The sequence below is a fragment of the Roseobacter sp. FCG-D35 genome (assembly GCF_033436665.1).
Classification (GTDB): domain Bacteria; phylum Pseudomonadota; class Alphaproteobacteria; order Rhodobacterales; family Rhodobacteraceae; genus JAWQFO01.
In genome coordinates this window covers 459,511-476,607 of sequence record NZ_JAWQFO010000002.1, presented here as the reverse complement: position 1 = coordinate 476,607, position 17,097 = coordinate 459,511, and the positions used below count along the sequence as shown (strand labels likewise).

Annotated in this window: 18 protein-coding genes; 12 read left to right on the top strand and 6 right to left on the bottom strand. The window is 67.4% G+C overall.

What is annotated here, in order from left to right:
• Position 1: 1 nt before the first annotated feature.
• The gene (locus tag R5H30_RS06440) at positions 2–1,171 is read right to left on the bottom strand and encodes a M20 aminoacylase family protein (RefSeq protein ID WP_318327261.1); all 1,170 of its coding nucleotides are present in this window, start codon (positions 1,169–1,171) and stop codon (positions 2–4) included.
• A gap of 63 nt (positions 1,172–1,234) precedes the next feature.
• On the opposite strand from R5H30_RS06440, the gene mazG reads away from it, so the two are divergent.
• Positions 1,235–2,047, top strand: coding sequence for a nucleoside triphosphate pyrophosphohydrolase (gene mazG, locus R5H30_RS06435; RefSeq protein WP_318327260.1), 813 nt, complete (start codon positions 1,235–1,237; stop codon positions 2,045–2,047).
• On the opposite strand, the gene R5H30_RS06430 is transcribed toward mazG, so the two are convergent.
• Positions 2,044–2,934 carry a hypothetical protein gene (locus R5H30_RS06430; protein WP_318327259.1) on the bottom strand — a complete coding sequence of 297 codons (891 nt, stop codon included), beginning with the start codon at positions 2,932–2,934 and terminating at the stop codon, positions 2,044–2,046. The two genes, mazG and R5H30_RS06430, sit on opposite strands and share 4 nt — an antisense overlap.
• A 105-nt stretch (positions 2,935–3,039) precedes the next feature.
• On the opposite strand from R5H30_RS06430, the gene R5H30_RS06425 reads away from it, so the two are divergent.
• The 3 genes from R5H30_RS06425 to R5H30_RS06415 all read left to right on the top strand — a co-directional run bounded on the left by R5H30_RS06425 (position 3,040) and on the right by R5H30_RS06415 (position 5,942).
• Complete coding sequence (locus R5H30_RS06425; protein ID WP_318327258.1) at positions 3,040–3,981, top strand: nucleoside hydrolase; 942 nt, start codon at positions 3,040–3,042, stop codon at positions 3,979–3,981.
• Positions 3,978–4,427, top strand: coding sequence for a GNAT family N-acetyltransferase (locus R5H30_RS06420; RefSeq protein WP_318327257.1), 450 nt, complete (start codon positions 3,978–3,980; stop codon positions 4,425–4,427). Before R5H30_RS06425 ends, R5H30_RS06420 begins: the two co-directional genes overlap by 4 nt.
• A 102-nt stretch (positions 4,428–4,529) precedes the next feature.
• Positions 4,530–5,942 carry a protein adenylyltransferase SelO gene (locus R5H30_RS06415; protein ID WP_318327255.1) on the top strand — a complete coding sequence of 471 codons (1,413 nt, stop codon included), beginning with the start codon at positions 4,530–4,532 and terminating at the stop codon, positions 5,940–5,942.
• A 3-nt stretch (positions 5,943–5,945) separates the two neighbouring features.
• On the opposite strand, the gene R5H30_RS06410 is transcribed toward R5H30_RS06415, so the two are convergent.
• Complete coding sequence (locus R5H30_RS06410) at positions 5,946–6,857, bottom strand: DMT family transporter (protein ID WP_318327254.1); 912 nt, start codon at positions 6,855–6,857, stop codon at positions 5,946–5,948.
• A gap of 146 nt (positions 6,858–7,003) precedes the next feature.
• Here R5H30_RS06410 and R5H30_RS06405 point away from each other — a divergent pair, with 146 nt between their 5' ends.
• Positions 7,004–7,861 (top strand): tellurite resistance TerB family protein, encoded by an 858-nt coding sequence (locus tag R5H30_RS06405; protein WP_318327252.1) that lies wholly within the window; start codon positions 7,004–7,006, stop codon positions 7,859–7,861.
• 42 nt (positions 7,862–7,903) lie between these two features.
• Here the strand turns inward: R5H30_RS06405 and R5H30_RS06400 are convergent, their stop codons facing one another.
• Positions 7,904–9,217: a DEAD/DEAH box helicase gene (locus R5H30_RS06400; RefSeq protein ID WP_318327251.1), complete on the bottom strand. Its 1,314-nt coding sequence runs from the start codon at positions 9,215–9,217 to the stop codon at positions 7,904–7,906.
• 360 nt (positions 9,218–9,577) lie between these two features.
• On the opposite strand from R5H30_RS06400, the gene R5H30_RS06395 reads away from it, so the two are divergent.
• The 5 genes from R5H30_RS06395 (at position 9,578) to R5H30_RS06375 (ending at position 13,500) form a co-directional block, all read left to right on the top strand.
• Positions 9,578–9,991 (top strand): Fur family transcriptional regulator, encoded by a 414-nt coding sequence (locus R5H30_RS06395; protein WP_318327250.1) that lies wholly within the window; start codon positions 9,578–9,580, stop codon positions 9,989–9,991.
• Positions 9,992–10,004: 13 nt separating this feature from the next.
• Positions 10,005–10,706: an NYN domain-containing protein gene (locus R5H30_RS06390; RefSeq protein WP_318327249.1), complete on the top strand. Its 702-nt coding sequence runs from the start codon at positions 10,005–10,007 to the stop codon at positions 10,704–10,706.
• A 61-nt stretch (positions 10,707–10,767) separates the two neighbouring features.
• Positions 10,768–11,709, top strand: a complete 942-nt coding sequence (locus R5H30_RS06385) for a DMT family transporter (protein ID WP_318327247.1) — start codon at positions 10,768–10,770, stop codon at positions 11,707–11,709.
• Positions 11,706–12,983, top strand: coding sequence for a phosphopyruvate hydratase (gene eno, locus R5H30_RS06380; RefSeq protein WP_318327246.1), 1,278 nt, complete (start codon positions 11,706–11,708; stop codon positions 12,981–12,983). Before R5H30_RS06385 ends, eno begins: the two co-directional genes overlap by 4 nt.
• Positions 12,955–13,500 (top strand): GNAT family N-acetyltransferase, encoded by a 546-nt coding sequence (locus R5H30_RS06375; protein WP_318327245.1) that lies wholly within the window; start codon positions 12,955–12,957, stop codon positions 13,498–13,500. The genes eno and R5H30_RS06375 overlap by 29 nt, the downstream gene beginning before the upstream one ends.
• On the opposite strand, the gene R5H30_RS06370 is transcribed toward R5H30_RS06375, so the two are convergent.
• On the bottom strand, positions 13,490–14,572 hold the full coding sequence (locus tag R5H30_RS06370) for an NAD(P)/FAD-dependent oxidoreductase (protein ID WP_318327244.1): 1,083 nt from the start codon (positions 14,570–14,572) through the stop codon (positions 13,490–13,492). The genes R5H30_RS06375 and R5H30_RS06370 overlap by 11 nt on opposite strands.
• 47 nt (positions 14,573–14,619) lie before the next feature.
• Between R5H30_RS06370 and R5H30_RS06365 the strand changes: the two genes are divergently transcribed.
• A complete protein-coding gene (locus R5H30_RS06365) occupies positions 14,620–15,042 on the top strand; it encodes a cupin domain-containing protein (RefSeq protein ID WP_318327243.1) in 423 nt (140 codons plus the stop codon).
• 46 nt (positions 15,043–15,088) lie between these two features.
• Entirely contained in the window at positions 15,089–15,979 is an 891-nt protein-coding gene (locus R5H30_RS06360) for a fatty acid desaturase (protein WP_318327242.1), read from the top strand.
• On the opposite strand, the gene R5H30_RS06355 is transcribed toward R5H30_RS06360, so the two are convergent.
• Positions 15,945–17,081, bottom strand: coding sequence for an anhydro-N-acetylmuramic acid kinase (locus tag R5H30_RS06355; RefSeq protein ID WP_318327241.1), 1,137 nt, complete (start codon positions 17,079–17,081; stop codon positions 15,945–15,947). The two genes, R5H30_RS06360 and R5H30_RS06355, sit on opposite strands and share 35 nt — an antisense overlap.
• Positions 17,082–17,097: the final 16 nt, after the last annotated feature.

The following is a 17,097-nucleotide window of genomic DNA, read 5'->3' as shown; positions in this document are numbered from 1 at the left end:
ATCAGGCTCCGGCGACCGGCTGCGCGCGTTCGACGAGCCGCGCGAAGAACGAGGCCCCGATCGGCGCGATCTCGTCGTTGAAGTCGTATTTCGGGTGATGCACGCCCGGACCGTCGCCCTGTCCCAGCATCAGGTAGGCGCCGGGGCGCGCCTCGAGCATGTAGGAGAAATCCTCCGCTCCCATCACCGGCTCGACCGCCCCGTCGACGCCCTCCTCGCCGGCGACTTCCGCCGCGACCCGCCCGGCGAATTCGGCCTTGGCCGCATCGTTCACGGTCGGCGGGTAGCCGTAGACGAACTCGAGCTCGGCCGTCACCCCGAAAGAGGCCGCCTGCCCGGCCACGATCTCTTCCATTCGCCGCACGACCATCGCCTGCACCTCCTTGTCGAAAGTGCGCACCGTGCCGTTGATGTAGGCGGTTTCGGGGATCACGTTGTCCGTAGTGCCGGTGTGGATCTGCGTGACCGAGATCACCAGCGAGTCCGCCGCGCGGTGGTTGCGGCTGACGACGGTCTGGAAGGCCTGCACGATCGAGACCGCCGCAACCACCGGGTCGATGCAGTCGTGCGGCCGCGCGCCATGCCCGCCCTTGCCGGTGATGCGCACGTGAAACTCGTCGGCTGCGGCCATGATCGGACCGGGTTTGGTGAAGAACTGGCCGAAGTCCTTTCCGGGCGCGTTGTGGATGGCGTAGACCTCGCCGATCCCGAAGCGCTCCATCACGCCTTCCTGCACCATCACCTCGCCACCGCCGCCGGTCTCTTCCGCCGGCTGGAACAAAAGCGCCACGCGGCCCGCGAAGTTGCGTGTCTCGGCAAGGTAGCGCGCCGCGCCCAGCAGCATCGTGGTGTGCCCGTCATGTCCGCAGGCGTGCATCTTGCCGGGCCGCGTGCTGGCGTGCTCGGCCCCGGTTTCCTCGGCGATCGGCAGCGCGTCCATGTCGGCGCGCAGCCCGATGGTCGGCCCGTCGCCCTGGCCTTCGATGATCGCCACGATTCCGGTTCTGGCGATCCCCTCGTGGATCTCGTCGACGCCGAAGTCGCGCAGGCGTTCGGCCACGAAGGCCGCCGTCTCGTGGCACTCCAGCCCCAATTCGGGAATGGTGTGCAGGTGCCGCCGCCAGGCGGTCATGTCGCCGGTGAAATCGGCGATCCGGTTGACGACGGGCATGGGGGTAGACTCCTCGGGCGTTTCTTGGCACGTGCATCTGACACCGAACGAAGGGCCGCTGCAATGGCTGACGACCTCATTCACGACCCTGACGCCGGGGTAGAGCGGCTGCTGGAAATCATGCGCCGTCTGCGCGATCCCGAGACCGGTTGCCCCTGGGATATCGAACAGGATTTCGACACCATCGCGCCCTACACGATCGAGGAGGCCTACGAGGTCGCCGACGCCATCGAGCGTCGCGACTGGCCCGATCTCGAGGGCGAACTGGGCGATCTGCTGCTGCAGGCGGTCTACCACGCTCAGATGGCCGAAGAGGCCGGACATTTTTCGTTCCAGTCGGTGGTCCGGGCGATTTCCGACAAGATGGTGGCGCGGCATCCGCATGTCTTCGGCGACGAAAGCCGCGACAAGTCGGCCGAACAGCAGACCCGCGACTGGGAGCAGGTCAAGGCCGCCGAGCGCGCGGGCAAGGCGCAGTCGGGCACGCTCGACGGGGTGGCGATCGGGCTTCCGGCGCTGCTGCGCGCGCTGAAGCTGCAGAAACGCGCAGCGCGGGTCGGCTTCGACTGGCCCTCGACGCGCGAGGTCATCGACAAGATCGCCGAGGAATCCGCCGAGCTGGTCGAGGCGCGCGACACGCTGAGCGAGGCGGAGATCGAGGAAGAGTTCGGCGATCTTCTATTCGTGATGGCGAACCTCGGGCGGCACCTCGGGCTCGATCCCGAGGCCGCTCTGCGCGCGGCCAACGCCAAGTTCACCCGCCGGTTCGAGGCCGTGGAGGCGCAGTTGGCCGAGCGCGGCAAGCGCCCGGCAGAAAGCGATCTGGCCGAGATGGACGCGCTCTGGGACGCGGTCAAGCGCGCCGAACGCGCCTAGCCCGACACCAGCGTGACACCCGGCATCGCGGCAAGCCGGTCGAGATCGCGGTCGTGCCTTGCCCGCAGTTTCCTTGAATCGGCCTCGGAGAAGACCGCAAAGCCGTGATCTTCGGTCCGTCCGGCGTTCTCGGCGATGATGGCCTTCCATTGGCTCCGGCCCAACGTCTCGCCAATCCGGTAGCGCGCCTGCAGCACCTTAAGCGCTTGATCCGTGGCGCTGAGGTTCATCGGCCTTTCGGGTTCGCGCAGCCCGCTGATGGCAAGACCGGGCACCAGCCGGTGCAGCAAGTCGAGGCTGGTGCCCCGCTCCGGATAGTTGACGACAACCAGGCGGTCGGGCCGCAGGATGTCGCGGATCGCCGCGACGATCTCCGGCCAGCCGCGATCCATCGACAGATAGGCCGGAACCAGCGTAGCGAAATCAGGCACGGCGTTGTCCTCGGCGCGCTTGCGATAGCTCGAGCGAAAAAGCGCGTCGTACCGGCGCACGACAAGCAGAACGCTGTCAGGGCGCGCCGGCATGCCCCGAGAAAGCAACTCCAGCCGTCCCTCGGCGGCTGGATAGAAACGTCCTTTGCGGAACTGTCGCATCGCGCCGGGTATGTTCTCCTCCGACAGGATCAACCCGCGCGACGGGTCGGGGCTGATGTTTGCAAAGGTCTCGGCAATCCCCTTTGCAAAGCCGTCGTCGCGCTCCCGGCCGTGGCGCGGCGCCGGCAGACGCAACCGCAACCTGCCGCCGGGAATGCCGTCCCGTCCGGGATAGGCGATGTCGAAGCCTGCAGCCGCAAGCGCGTCGCGGTTCAGGGCAAGGCAGGCCTGGAAGGAAGACGAACCCGTGCGGTGCGCGCCCAGATGCAGGAAGATCGGCTTGGTCTGCGCCATCGCGCCGAGATAACGATGCGCGCAAGCCGGCGCAAGCGTCGGGGCACGGCTGGACAACGGCGGACGGCCTTGACAGTGTCCGCCAAAATCGGCTCAGGAGCAGACATGGCCCCCCGCAAGATCATCATCGACACAGACCCCGGGCAGGACGACGCCGTCGCGATCCTGCTGGCCCTCGCGAGCCCCGAGGACATCGAGGTTCTGGGCATCACCTGCGTCGCCGGAAACGTGCCGCTCGAACTGACGGCGCGCAACGCGAGGATCGTCTGCGAACTGGCCGGCAAGACCGATATCAAGGTGTTCGCGGGGTGCGATGCGCCGCTGGAACGGCCCCTGGTCACCGCCGAGCATGTGCATGGCAAGACCGGGCTCGACGGGCCCACGCTGCCGGAGCCGCGGATGCCGCTGGCCGAGGAGCACGCGGTCGCTTTCATCGTCGAGACCCTGCGCGACGCCGCGCCCGGAACGGTCACCCTGTGCCCGCTCGGCCCGCTTACCAACATCGCGCGCGCCTTGCAGAAAGCGCCCGACATCGCCGATCGCATCGCCGGAATCGTGCTGATGGGCGGCGCCTATTTCGAGGTCGGCAACATCACGCCGACTGCCGAGTTCAACATCTACGTCGACCCCGAGGCCGCCGCGATCGTGTTCGGCTCGGGCGTCCCGATCACAGTGATGCCGCTCGACGTCACGCACAAGGCGCTGGTCACCAAAGCGCGCAACGACGCCTTCCGCGCGCTGGGCACGCCTGTCGGCGCGGCTGTGGCCGAGATGACGGATTTCTTCGAACGTTTCGACAAGGAGAAATACGGGTCGAACGGCGCGCCGCTGCACGACCCCTGCGTGACCGCCTATCTGATCCGGCCCGACCTGTTTTCGGGCCGGCACGTCAACGTCGAGATCGAGACCGGCTCGGACCTGACGCTCGGGATGACGGTGGCCGACTGGTGGGGCGTGACCGATCGCGCGCCCAATGCGACGTTCATCGGCGAAATCGATGCTGACGGCTTTTTCGCGCTGTTGACGGAAAGGCTGGCCCGGTTGTGAGCGCGGTGCTGACCCTCGCCACGCCCGATCACCTCGACCGGATGGACGCGCTGGTCGCCGCCTTCCACGCAGAGGCGGGTATCGAGGTGAGCGCCGAGGCGCGCCGCGCCGGGATCGCCCCCCTGCTGGAAGGTGTTCCGCATGGCGCGGCCTACCTCATCGGGCCGCCGCGCGCGCCGATTGGCTACGTCGTCGTGACCTTCGGCTGGTCGCTGGAGTTCGGCGGCATGGACGGGTTCATTGACGAGATCTTCATTCGCCCCGGCGTGCGCGGACGCGGGATCGCCTCGGAAGCGCTGCAGAGCCTGCCGCGTGCCCTCGCGGCGGCCGGGTTGAAGGCGTTGCATCTCGAGGTGCGGCGCGACGATGAAAAGACGCGTCGGCTCTATGCCCGTGCCGGTTTCAAGGAACGCGCCGATTACATGCTGATGACCCGCAGATCCTGAGCCAGGACGCTTTGCAAACAGGTCACCGCGACTTTGCAAAGCTCAACGCCCCGTTAACCCGTCGAACTGGCAAAACCGACGCCGCGACCGTATATCGAGGTCATGGGATACACCGCCGCCTTCGACAACACCTACGCGCGCCTACCGGAACAGTTCTACACACGGCTCGACCCGAGCCCGGTGCGCGCCCCGAGGCTTGTCGCCTACAATCATGACCTTGCACAGATTCTCGGTCTGCCGGACGCGCCCGAAGAGGCACTGGCACGGGTCTATGGTGGCGTCGAGGTTCCGGAGGGCGCCGCGCCGCTGGCCCAGCTCTACGCCGGTCACCAGTTCGGCCACTACTCGCCCCAGCTTGGCGACGGCCGTGCGATCCTTCTCGGTGAGGTCGTGGGCCGCGACGGCCTCCGGCGCGACATCCAGCTTAAAGGATCGGGCAAGACGCCCTATTCACGCATGGGCGACGGGCGCGCCTGGCTCGGCCCGGTTCTGCGCGAATACATCGTCTCCGAGGCGATGCACGCGCTTGGCATCCCGACCACCCGCGCGCTTGCCGCCGTGCTGACCGGAGAAAACGTGCTGCGAGAAACCGTGCTGCCCGGCGCGGTGCTGACCCGCGTCGCCCAGAGCCACCTGAGGGTCGGAACCTTCCAGGTCTTTGCGCATCGCGGCCAGATCGACGATCTGCGCCGGCTCACCGACTACGCGATCGCGCGGCACTACCCGGACGCGGACGGCGCGATGGGCCTCTTGCGCACGGTCTGCGCCGCGCAGGCAAAGCTTGTCGCGCAATGGATGTCGGTGGGCTTCATCCACGGCGTGATGAACACCGACAACTGCACCATCTCTGGCGAGACCATCGACTATGGCCCTTGCGCCTTCATGGACGATTTCCATGCCAATCGTGTGTATTCGTCGATCGACCAGCAGGGCCGCTACGCCTACTCCAACCAGCCGCGCATCGTGATCTGGAACATGGCGCAATTCGCCACCGCCCTGATCCAGCAATGCGCGGACCGCGAGGCGGCGGTCGAAAAGGCGACCGCCCTCGTGCACGCCATGCCCGCGCAGATCGAACGGCATTGGCTCGACGCGTTCGCGGCCAAGATTGGCATCGCGGCGCCTGAGGAAGGAGACGGCGGGCTGATCGAGGATCTGCTGGCCCTGATGCAGGAGGACGGGGCCGATTTCACCAATACCTTCGACGCGCTGACCCGCGGCGATGCCCGCGACCAGTTCACCGACCGCGACGCATTCGACGCCTGGCAGACGCGCTGGCAGGATCGGGTCGGCGATCTGTCCGACGCTGCCGAGCTGATGGCGCGGTCGAACCCCCGCATCGTGCCGCGCAATCACAGGTTGGAAGAGATGATCGCCGCTGCCGTGTCCGGCGACTACGCGCCCTTCGAGCGCCTGCGCGCAGAGCTGGCCAGACCTTACGACACCGAAGACCGAGATCTCATGCGTCCGCCGCAGCCCGACGAGGTGGTGCCGGCCACATTCTGCGGCACCTGAGCGTCAGCGCGCCGGAGCGCCGGTTGCCCGCACCGCGCGTGGCCGCCGGTTGACGAGGAATATGCCGGCGGCCACGAGCCCCAGTGCGATCCAGACCCGCGGTGCGATCTCTTCGCCCAGCAGCGCCCAGCCGAGCAGCACGGCAAAGACCGGCGACAGGAAGCTGAACGAGGCGACCGAGGCCGCCGGGTAGATCGACAGCAGCCAGAACCATGCAAGGAACCCCAGGCTCGCCACGCAGACGATCTGGTAGGCGAGCCCTGCGAGATGCACGGGGCCGATGTCGCGCACGAGATCTCCGAAGAACAGGGCCGCCAGCAACAGCACGGGGGCCGAGACGACAAGCTGGTACATCAGTTGATGAACGGGTGCGACGCGCGACAGCGGCGTGATCTTCACGCAAAGCGCGATGCCGGTCCAGCAGAAGGCCGCGACCAGCGCCAGCAGGTCTCCGGCAAGGCTCGCGCCCGCGCTCGACCGGTCCAGCAGCGCAAGGGCCACCCCGCCCATCGCCAGCGCCATGCCGAGCGTGCGAAGCTTCGTCAGCCGCTCGCCGGGAATCACGAGGTGACTTGCCAGCGCCAGCCAGACCGGCATCGAGTAGAGCATGACCGAAGCGCGCCCGACGGTGGTGAGGTCAAGCGCGGTAAAGAGCGCCATGAACTCGACGGCGAAGAACACGCCCGACAGCAGGCCCGCGGGCACGGCGGCGCGGTCGATGCGGAAGGTCGTGCCGCGCAGCTTCATCCACAAAAGCAGGATGACGATCGCTCCGGCCGATCGCAGGCCCGCCGAGAACACCGGCTGGAAACCACCATTGGTGACCTTGATGACGACTTGGTTGAACCCGAGGTTCGCCGCGAAAAGCACCAGCGCCGTGGCGCCGAACGCGTCCATGTGGGTTTTCCTGTCCATTGCGCCATTGGGCGCGTGGCCGCCGGTTTGTCAATCGCGGGTCCGGCTCTGCATGGAAATTCCGCCGAATCGATCCATGTTCAACTGAGCCGGTCGGCGCGTTGCGAACACGCCGGGGGGCGGAATTGATTCAGGGAGATTTCGACATGAGCTTGATGAAGGCGCTGGCCAAGGTGGCCGTGGGCGTGGCGGTCGCGAAAGGCGCGCAGAGCATGATGCGTGGCAGCAAGTCGGGCGGCGGGCTCGGCGGCATTCTCGGGCAGATGTCCGGCGGCCAGAGGCCCGGACACGCCCCGGGGCAGGCGCCCGGCCAGTCCGGCACGCGCGGCGCGTCGAGCGGCGGCGGGCTCGAGGATCTGCTCGGATCCGTGCTTGGCGGACGTGGTGGCACCGGCGGGTCGGGCGGCCTCGGCGGGCTGCTCAACGGGCTTGGCGCGGGACGCGCTGGCGGGTCCGGCGGTGGATTGCAGGATATCCTCGGCGGGTTACTGGGCGGCGCGGCCGCGGGTGGTGCGATGGGCGGCGGATCGGGCGGCTTGCCGAGATCCGTGCAGAACCATCCCGATCGGGTCGATGCGGATTTCGGGCGCGTGCTCAATTCGCAATTCGACGGCAGTCCGGAACCCGAGATCGAACCCAGCACCGAGCAGGAACTGACCGCGGCGCTGATGCTGCGGGCGATGATACAGGCTGCCAAGGCCGATGGCGAAATCGACGCTGCCGAAAGCGAACGGCTGCTGGGCCAGCTTGGCTCCGGAGTCGACGAAGAGGAAAAGGCCTTCGTTCAGTCCGAGATGCAGTCGCCGGTCGATGTCGACAAGCTGGTGTCACAGGTGCCCGAGGGCATGGAGGCGCAGATCTACGCGGTCTCGCTCTTGGCCATCGACCTCGACCACCAGGCCGAGGCGCAATACCTCGACAAACTCGCGCGCGGGCTCGATCTGGCACCGGAAAAGGTCAACCAGATCCACGACGAGTTGGGGGTTCCGACACTTTACACCTGAAGGACAGCCCGGGCCGCTTCGGCCCGGGCCAGACCTTTCCGATCAGGCCGCAGCGCTGCGACCCTGGCCCGGCTTGCGTCGCCGCCGTCCGCGCCCGCCCGAGGGCTTCGCGGCGGCCTTAGGCTTGCCCTGCTGACCCTGACCCTGCTTCTGGCCCTGACCGGGGCGCGGTCCACGCCGGCGTCCACGTCCGCGGCCCGCAGGCTTGTCGGGCGCATCCATCGGCTCCCACGGGCGGCCCGAGGCGACGGGAATGGTGATGCCCATGACCTTCTGGATCGCCTTCAGCTCGCCCATCTCGTCGGGCGCACAGAAGGCCACGGCAGCACCGTCCTTGCCGGCGCGCGCGGTCCGGCCGATGCGGTGCACGTAATTGTCCGGCACGTTGGGCAGGTCGTAGTTGTAGACGTGCTTCACGTCCGGAATATCGAGGCCACGCGCGGCCACGTCGGTGGCCACCAGCACCCGGATGTCGCCGGACTTGAAGCCTTCGATGGCACGGTCGCGCTGGCCCTGGCTCTTGTTGCCGTGGATCGAGGTCGCCGCGAAGCCGGCGTTGACCAGCTGTTTCATCAGCTTTTCCGAGCCGTGCTTGGTGCGCCCGAAGACCAGTGCACGCTCGTCGCGGTGCTTGTCGAGCAGTTCGATCAGCAGCCCGGCCTTTTCCGCCTTGGCGATGAAATGCACCTCTTGCGTGACCTTGTCGGCGGCCTTGCCCGGGGGCGAGACCTCGACGCGGATCGGCGAGCGCAGGAAGGACTGCGCCAGTTCGGCCATCAGCTTGGGCATGGTGGCCGAGAACAGCATCGTCTGGCGCTTTTCGGGGATCACCGCCGCAATCTTTCGCAGGTCATGGATGAAGCCCATGTCGAGCATCTGGTCGGCCTCGTCGAGCACGAGGAACGTCGTGTCCTCGAGCCGGACCGCGCGGCGGTCCATCAGGTCGAGCAGCCGGCCGGGTGTCGCTACCAGCAGGTCGGCACCCCGTTCCAGCCGCTTGATCTGCGCGTTGATCGACTGGCCGCCGACGACCATCTGCACGCGCATCTTGGTATGTTCGCAGAAACCGCGCAGGTTCTGCGCGATCTGGCTGGCCAGTTCGCGGGTCGGCGCCAGGACGAGACCGCGCACCGAGCGCGGCGCGGGACGCCCGCCCTCCTCCAGCATCCGGGCCACAAGCGGCACGCCGAAGGCGGCCGTCTTGCCGGTGCCGGTCTGGGCCAGGCCCATCACGTCGCGCCCGTTCAGCGCGTGGGGAATCGCCTGTTTCTGGATCGGAGTGGGCTCGGTAATGCCCATCTCGGCCAGCCGCGCCACGATCTTGGGCGGCAGGTCCATCATGTCGAAATCGCTCATAGTCACATCTTTCCGGCCCGGGCTCATCGCTCCGCGGCCAATACGTCTTTGCGGCACGCAAGAGAGCGTGCGGCATGGGTCGCGCGTCACCGGATCGCAGGTCGCGGCCACATGCCGGCACCTGTCCGTCGCGTCTGCCCCACGCGTGATCTTGGGAACAATGGCGGGCCTTGTCGCTCAGCGAGGCGGCCGTCGGGGCCGGAAATGCTGACACTGCTCACGCGGCAGAAGGCGTCGCTTGGGGGGCATATGGCCGCGATGCAGCGACAAGTCAACCTGCCAGGCAAAACCCGACTGGCCCCGGTTTCGCAAACAGGCTAAACGTGACCCTCAATCGTGAGGATGCGGGCGCGGGACGGCATGGCGAAACCCATCATCAAACGCTGCGAGGCCAAGGGCTTGCGCATGACGGGACAGCGGCGGACCATCGCGCGGGTTCTCGAGGACAGCGAGGATCACCCGGACGTCGAGGAACTTTACGCCCGCGCCTCGGCGGCGGACAGCAACATCTCGATCGCGACCGTCTACCGCACCGTCAAGCTCTTCGAAGAGGCCGGCATTCTCGACAAGCTCGAGTTCGGCGACGGGCGCGCGCGCTACGAGGATGCCGAGCGCGACCACCATGACCACCTGATCGACATGAATTCGGGCGAGGTGATCGAATTCGTCGACGAGGAGATCGAGGCGCTGCAGGAGCGGATCGCGCGCAAGCTGGGCTACGACCTGCGCGGGCACCGGCTCGAGCTTTACGGCGTTCCGCTGAAGAAGGGCTGAAGGGAAAGACGCAATGGCAGAGCGTGACAGGCCGCTGCTGGCCGTTCTCATCGACGCCGACAACGTGCCGGCGAAGTTCGCCGAGGCGATCCTGAAGGAGATCGCGGGCATTGGTGAGCCCGCTTTGCGGCGCGTCTACGGCGACTGGTCGAGCGGCCGCCTCAATGCCTGGTCCGACCGGATCCTGTCGCTGGGGCTGGTGGCCCACCAGGAAACCGCGAACACCAAGGGCAAGAACGCCTCGGACATCGGGCTGGTGATCGACGCGATGGACATCCTGCACGCCCGGCGCTTTGACGGCTTCGTGCTGGTCTCGTCGGACAGCGATTTCACTGCCCTTGCCAACCGGCTGCGCGAGGACGGGCTGATGGTCGTGGGCATCGGTGAAAAGAAGGCGCCCGAGGCGCTGCGCAACGTCTGCAATCGCTTCATCTTCATCGAGAACATCACCGAGGAAGCCCGGGCCAAGCCGCCGCAGACCGATGCCAAGGCGCTCAACGACGCCTTCCGGCTGGTCGCCGAGGCGATGGACAAGATCGACCAGGAGGGCGACTGGTTCGACCTTGGTGCGATCGGCAAGACCATCCTCGCGGCGCATCCCGACTTCGACACGCGCAGCTTCGGTCATGGCAAGCTCTCGGCGCTGGTCAAGGCGATCCCGAAGCTCGAGACCCGGCGCGAGGGCAATGTCTTGATGATCCGCCGCCGGGACTGAGGTGGACATCGTGCCGGCCCGGTCCTAGACCGGCGGCACGACTTCCCGAAGGATTCCCGACATGGACAACCTGCGCGGCGCACTGCTCATGGTGCTGGCGATGCTTGGCTTCGCCATCGAGGACGCCTGTATCAAGTTCGTCTCGGGCACCCTGCCGCTGTCGCAGATCCTGGTCTTTCTGGGGTTGGGCGGGTCGGTGATCTTCGGCACCGTGCTGGTGGCGCAGGGCCGACCGCTGTTCGAACGCGCGATGCTGACCGGGCCGATCCTGCTGCGCGCGGTGGGCGAGGTCGTGGGCACGATCGGCTTTGTCAGCGCCATCGCCTACACGCCGCTGGCCTCGGCCTCGGCGATCCTGCAGGCGACACCGCTTTTCGTGACACTCGGGGCCGCGCTTTTCCTGCGCGAACCCGTGGGCTGGCGACGCTGGTCGGCCATTCTCGTAGGATTTCTCGGCGTTCTGCTCATCATCCGCCCCGGCCTCGAAAATTTCGACTGGATGTCGCTCTTTGCGCTTCAGGGGGTCATCGGCCTCGGCATCCGCGATCTCGCCACGCGGCGCGTTCCGCCCGAGACGTCATCGATGCAGCTGAGCTTTCTGGGCTTCCTGTCGGTGATCCCGGCGGCGCTGATCATGCAGGCGCTCTCGGGCGCTTCGCTGGTCGCGCCCTCAGCGGCTGAGTGGGCCGTACTGGGCACCAGCGTCGCCATCGGCGTGCTTGCGTACTACGGGATCGTGGCAGCAATGCGGGTCGGCGAGGTGAGCTTCGTGACGCCCTTCCGCTACACCCGCCTGCCCTTCGCCATCGTGATCGCCATGACGGTCTTCGACGAGCGGCCCGACCTGATGACGCTGCTGGGATCGGCGGTGATCGTGGGCTCGGGCATCTACACGGTCTGGCGCGAGCGCAAAACCGGCGCGCGGCGGACGGCAAGCCTTCCCTTGCAGGGTCCATCCCGCTATGACCGCACGGAAAGTGGGAACAGGGAGCCCTTGGCATGAGCACCATCATCGACATCATCGGACGCGAAATCCTCGACAGCCGGGGCAACCCCACGGTGGAGGTCGACGTGATCCTCGAGGATGGCACGATGGGGCGCGCCGCGGTGCCCTCCGGAGCCTCGACCGGGGCGCATGAGGCGGTCGAACGCCGCGACGGCGACAAGGCGCGCTACATGGGCAAGGGCGTGACCGAGGCGGTGGCGGCAGTCAACGGCGAGATCGCCGAGGCGCTGGTCGGGATCGACGCGACCGAACAGGTTGGAATCGACGAGATCATGATCGAGCTCGACGGCACCGACAACAAGGGCCGGCTTGGCGCCAACGCAATCCTCGGCGTGTCGCTGGCCTCCGCCAAGGCTGCGGCGGACTTCTGCACCCAGCCGCTTTACCGCTACATCGGCGGCACCTCGGCGCGGGTTTTGCCGGTGCCGATGATGAACATCATCAACGGCGGCGAACATGCCGACAACCCGATCGACATCCAGGAATTCATGATCATGCCGGTCGCGGCGGAGAACATCCGCGAGGCCGTGCGCTGGGGCTCGGAAGTGTTCCACACGCTGAAAAAGGAGCTGTCGGCGGCGGGGCTGTCCACCGGGATCGGCGACGAGGGTGGCTTTGCGCCCAACATAAACTCGACCCGTGACGCACTTGATTTCATTCTGAAATCCGTCGAGAAAGCCGGCTACAAGCCGGGAGAGGACATCTATCTCGCGATGGATTGCGCGGCGACCGAATATTACAAGGACGGCGCCTATGTCCTTGCCGGGGAAGACAAAACTCTCAGCTCGGACGAGAACGTGGCTTACCTTGCCGCGCTGGTCGACGATTACCCGATCATCTCGATCGAGGATGGCATGGCCGAGGATGACTGGGACGGCTGGCGCGCGCTGACCGAAAGCCTCGGAGACCGGGTGCAGCTGGTGGGCGACGACCTCTTCGTGACCAACCCGCGCCGCCTTGCCGAGGGCATCGCCAACGGCTGCGGCAACTCGATGCTGGTCAAGGTCAACCAGATCGGCAGCCTCACCGAGACCCTCCGGGCCGTCGACATGGCGCATCGCGCGGGGTTCACCAACGTCATGTCGCACCGGTCGGGCGAGACCGAGGATGCCACCATCGCCGATCTCGCCGTGGCGACGAACTGCGGGCAGATCAAGACCGGCTCGCTGGCGCGCTCGGACCGGCTGGCGAAATACAACCAGCTCATCCGGATCGAGGAACAGTTGGGGGAGACCGCGGAATATGCCGGACGCAGCATCCTCCGGCGCTGACTGCGTGTCCCGCGTCACGGTCCGCCCCGCGCAATCGCGGGCGGACTTCGACGCGGTGCGCGCGCTTTGCTGGGAATACCGCGACTTTCTCGAGACATTCGGGCCGGAGCAGCGGCGCATCGTCCGTGTGTTCTACCCGCACGACGACTACGCCGCGCTGATGGACCGACTCGAGGAAGAACATGCCCGCCCTCGCGGGATCGTTCTGGTGGCCGAGGTCGACGGCGTGATCTCGGGCTGCGGCATGAGCCATGCGCTGAACGAGACGGCCGCCGAGATCAAGCGCGTCTTCATGCGGCCCGAGGCGCGGGGCACGGGCGCGGCGAAGGCGCTGTCACGCGCTCTGATCGACCAGGCGCGGGCGGACGGGTTCGATACGGTGTTTCTGGACACGTCGCAGGATCTTCTGGCCGCGAGAGGGCTTTACGAGTCGCTCGGGTTCAGGTCGCGCGGACCCTATGCCCCGGTGCCGGAGCATATGGTGCCGTTGCTCTGCTTCTACGAACTCAGCCTTTGAACCGGTCGGGTCGGTAGGGCGCGAGCATTCGGGCGCGGTCGTTGCCCAGCCCGCCAGGATCCGCGACCTCTGCCGCGACAAGCTCGGCCACGAGCGGCGCCAGCGTCGCCCCGGAATGCAGCGTCGCCACGTAAAGACCCTCCGAACCACAGGGACCGATCGCCGGAAGCCCGCCCTGCGGCACCGGGCGCTGCGCCAGCGTCACCTGCTCCCAGTGCACCGCGCGATTGAGAAGCTGCGACAGGCGCGCCGCGGCGGCATCGGCCAGCGCGCGCGGGTCGGTGACATCCGAGGCGGTGTCGACCTGCTGATGCGCGGCGGCGGTAGGTGACAGGAAGCACCCGTCGGGCAGTTGCCGGACCTCGCCGTCCGGCGTCACGAGTACATGCGAGACCAGTTGCGGGAGTGGCTGGCTGCGCAGGATCAGACCCGGCCGGTCGAGCATCGGCAGCGGCACGCCCGCGGTCTCGAGCAGCGCCTGCGTCCCGGTGCCAGAAGCGACGATCACGCGGTCGGCGTCGATGCGCCCGGCGGTCGTCTCGACGCCGCTGATCCGGTCCCCGTCCGCGCGGACCCCGGTCACCCGCACGCCGCAGACGAGACGCAGGCCCAGCGCGTGGCCGGCCTGCAATGCGTCGCGCGTCAGGGTCGGCAGATCGACGGCCCCTTCCGCGCCGAAGCGCAGCGCCCGATCAGGGGGCGTGACTTCGGGTTCGAGCCGCCGGAACTCCGCCGCGTCCACCTCCCGGACGTCGTAGCCGAGATCGCGCAGAGCGTCGTGCCGGGTGTCAAAGGCCGCCCCTTTCTCTTCCCAGCAGAGGCAGCCAGGCCATGTCGCGGCGTCCGACCCAAGCTCGGACTGAAGCCGCCGGTGCGCCTCGATCGCCGCGTGGCGCAGGCGGAAATGATCCGCATCGGCATAAAAGGACGCGTTGATCCAGCCGAAGGACGCGCCCGAGGCAGCGCCGGCGGGGCGTCCGGCCTCGAGGATCGTCACCTCGGCCCCGGACTGCGCCAGGCGGTATCCGATGAGCGCGCCGATCACCCCGGCCCCGACAATCACGACTTTCACAGCAAACGCTCCTTGGTCCTTTTCGCGCGCCAGACTAGCCTGCGGGCATGACGGCACAAGAGATCATCGACCGGCTCGGCCTGGCGCCGCATCCCGAGGGCGGGCATTACCGGCAGACCTGGATTGCCAAGAACGCCGGGCGGCCGACGGCCACCTGCATCTATTTCCTGCTGGCCGCCGGCGAGCGCAGCCACTGGCACAAGGTCGACGCCGCAGAAATCTGGCTCTGGCACGCGGGCGCGCCGCTGGTGCTGTCGATCAGCGCGGACGCCCACGGCCCGGCCCGGGATCATGTCCTGACCCCGGATCTTGCGACCGGCTCACCGCAGATCGTCGTGCCAGAGCATCATTGGCAATCCGCGCGCACGACAGGCGATTATGCGCTGGTCAGCTGCGCCGTGTCTCCGGGTTTCAACTTCGAGGGGTTCACCCTTGCCGCGGACGGGTTCGACCCTCCACGCGGAACGTGATCCCGCCGGACTGTCGAAGCAGGCCGGGCGGCGCTAGGTTCAGGACATGGATCATGCTGCCTTCCTGAAATCGCTCGACGCCGGGACGCGCGACCGGCTCACGCGCCGATCGACGGCCAAGGGATTGACGCATCTCGCGGGCCACCTCGGTGCAATCCTGCTGACGGGGACGTGGATCGCCCTGCAAGGCCCATTCTGGGGCCTTGTGCTGCTGCCGCACGGGGTGCTGTTGGTGTTTCTGTTCACTCTGAGCCACGAATGCACCCACCAGACCCCGTTCGCCAGCGCGCGCCTTTGTGACATCGTGGGCCACGCGATCGCCCCGGTGCTGGCCTTGCCCTTCACCTGGTTCCGCTATTTCCATCTCGCGCACCACCGCTTCACCAACGATCCGGCGTACGACCCGGAGATCATGGATCACGGCCGTCCGGAGACCTGGCGCGCCTATCTCGTCTATCTCGTCGGCTGGGGCTATTGGTCCGGCAACCTTGCGACCCTCTGGCGCAACGCCATCGGGCGGATCGGCGCCGACTACCTGCCGGTGCGGAAGCACGGCGCGATACGCCGCGAGGCGCGGACTATCCTCGCCCTCTACGCGCTGGCGGCCTTGTCACTGGCCTTCACGCCGCTGCTCCTTTGGATATGGCTGGTGCCGGTCCTCCTGGGCCAGCCGTTCCTGAGACTCTACTTACTGGCCGAGCACGGGCATTGCCCACCGGTGGCCAACATGCTGGAGAACACCCGCACGACGCTCACCAGCCGTGCGGTGCGCTTTCTGGCCTGGAACATGCCCTACCACGCCGAACATCACGCCTTTCCGGCGGTGCCCTTCCATGCCCTGCCAGCCCTGCACGAGATGGCGCGGGCGCACCTCAAGTCTGTGTCCCCGGGCTATGTCGCCTTCACGCGGGCGTATGTACGCGACCTGGACGGCTGATCCGGCCGCCGCTGACACTCGCCTTCACGCCGGTCGTGCCCGGACAGGAGGTCGGCAATCCGCGCAAGACGCGTACGGCGAGATAGGCAAAGGCCTGCGCCTCCAGCATGTCGCCATCGAGCCCGACCGCCTCGACCGGCAGCACCGGACAGTCGAGCGAGACTTCGAGCATCTGCATCAGAACCGGGTTGTGACGACCACCACCAGTGACCAGCACGCGGCTCGGCGGTTCGGGGCAGTGCTGCATGCCCTCGGCCACACCGGCCGCGCACATCGCCGTCAGGGTGGCCGCCGCATCGGCATCGCCCAGCTCGCCCACGAGGCCAATCATTTCGGCGAAATCGTTTCGGTCGAGCGACTTGGGTGGCATCCTGGCGAAGAAGGGCTCGGCCAGGAAGAGTTCCAGCGCCCCGGTCTCGACCGTGCCGCCCTGTGCGATGCGACCGTCCTCGTCGAACGCAACGCCCAATCGGGTCTGCAGAAGGTCATTGACCGGCGCATTGGCCGGGCCGGTGTCGAAGGCCAGCAGCGCGCCGGGGCTCTCGGGCCGGGCATGGCGCGGGTCGACATAGGTGAGATTTCCGACCCCGCCGAGGTTGAGAAAGGCCAGCGGTGCCTCGGCGCTGATGAAGCGCGCGCAGGCGAAGTGGAAGAAGGGTGCCAACGGGGCGCCCTCGCCGCCAAGCTCGACATCCGCCGAGCGGAAATCCCAGACCACTGGCGCGCCCAGCGCCTGCGATAGCGCGTCCCCGTCGCCCACCTGCAGCGTGCCGCGCGTGCGCGGGGCATGGGCCAGCGTCTGACCGTGAAACCCCACGAGATCGACCGCGTCGAAGCGCGACAGGAGTTCCATGTGCGCGGTGTCCACCACTTCCGAGGCCGCATCGACCGCAGCCCCCTCCCAGCGCCCCAACGCGGCGGCAAGCACCCGGCGCTCGGAGGCCGAATAAGGCCGGTAATCGCTGTCGCCGAATCCGAGAATTTCCACCCCGTCGGTGCGCAGGACGGCGGCGTCGACCCCGTCAAGGGACGTCCCGCTCATCGCACCGAGGGCAGTCACCGCGCCACTCTTGAGATCTGCCGCCCCAGTGGCCGGTTTCATGGCCTTTTCCTTTGCC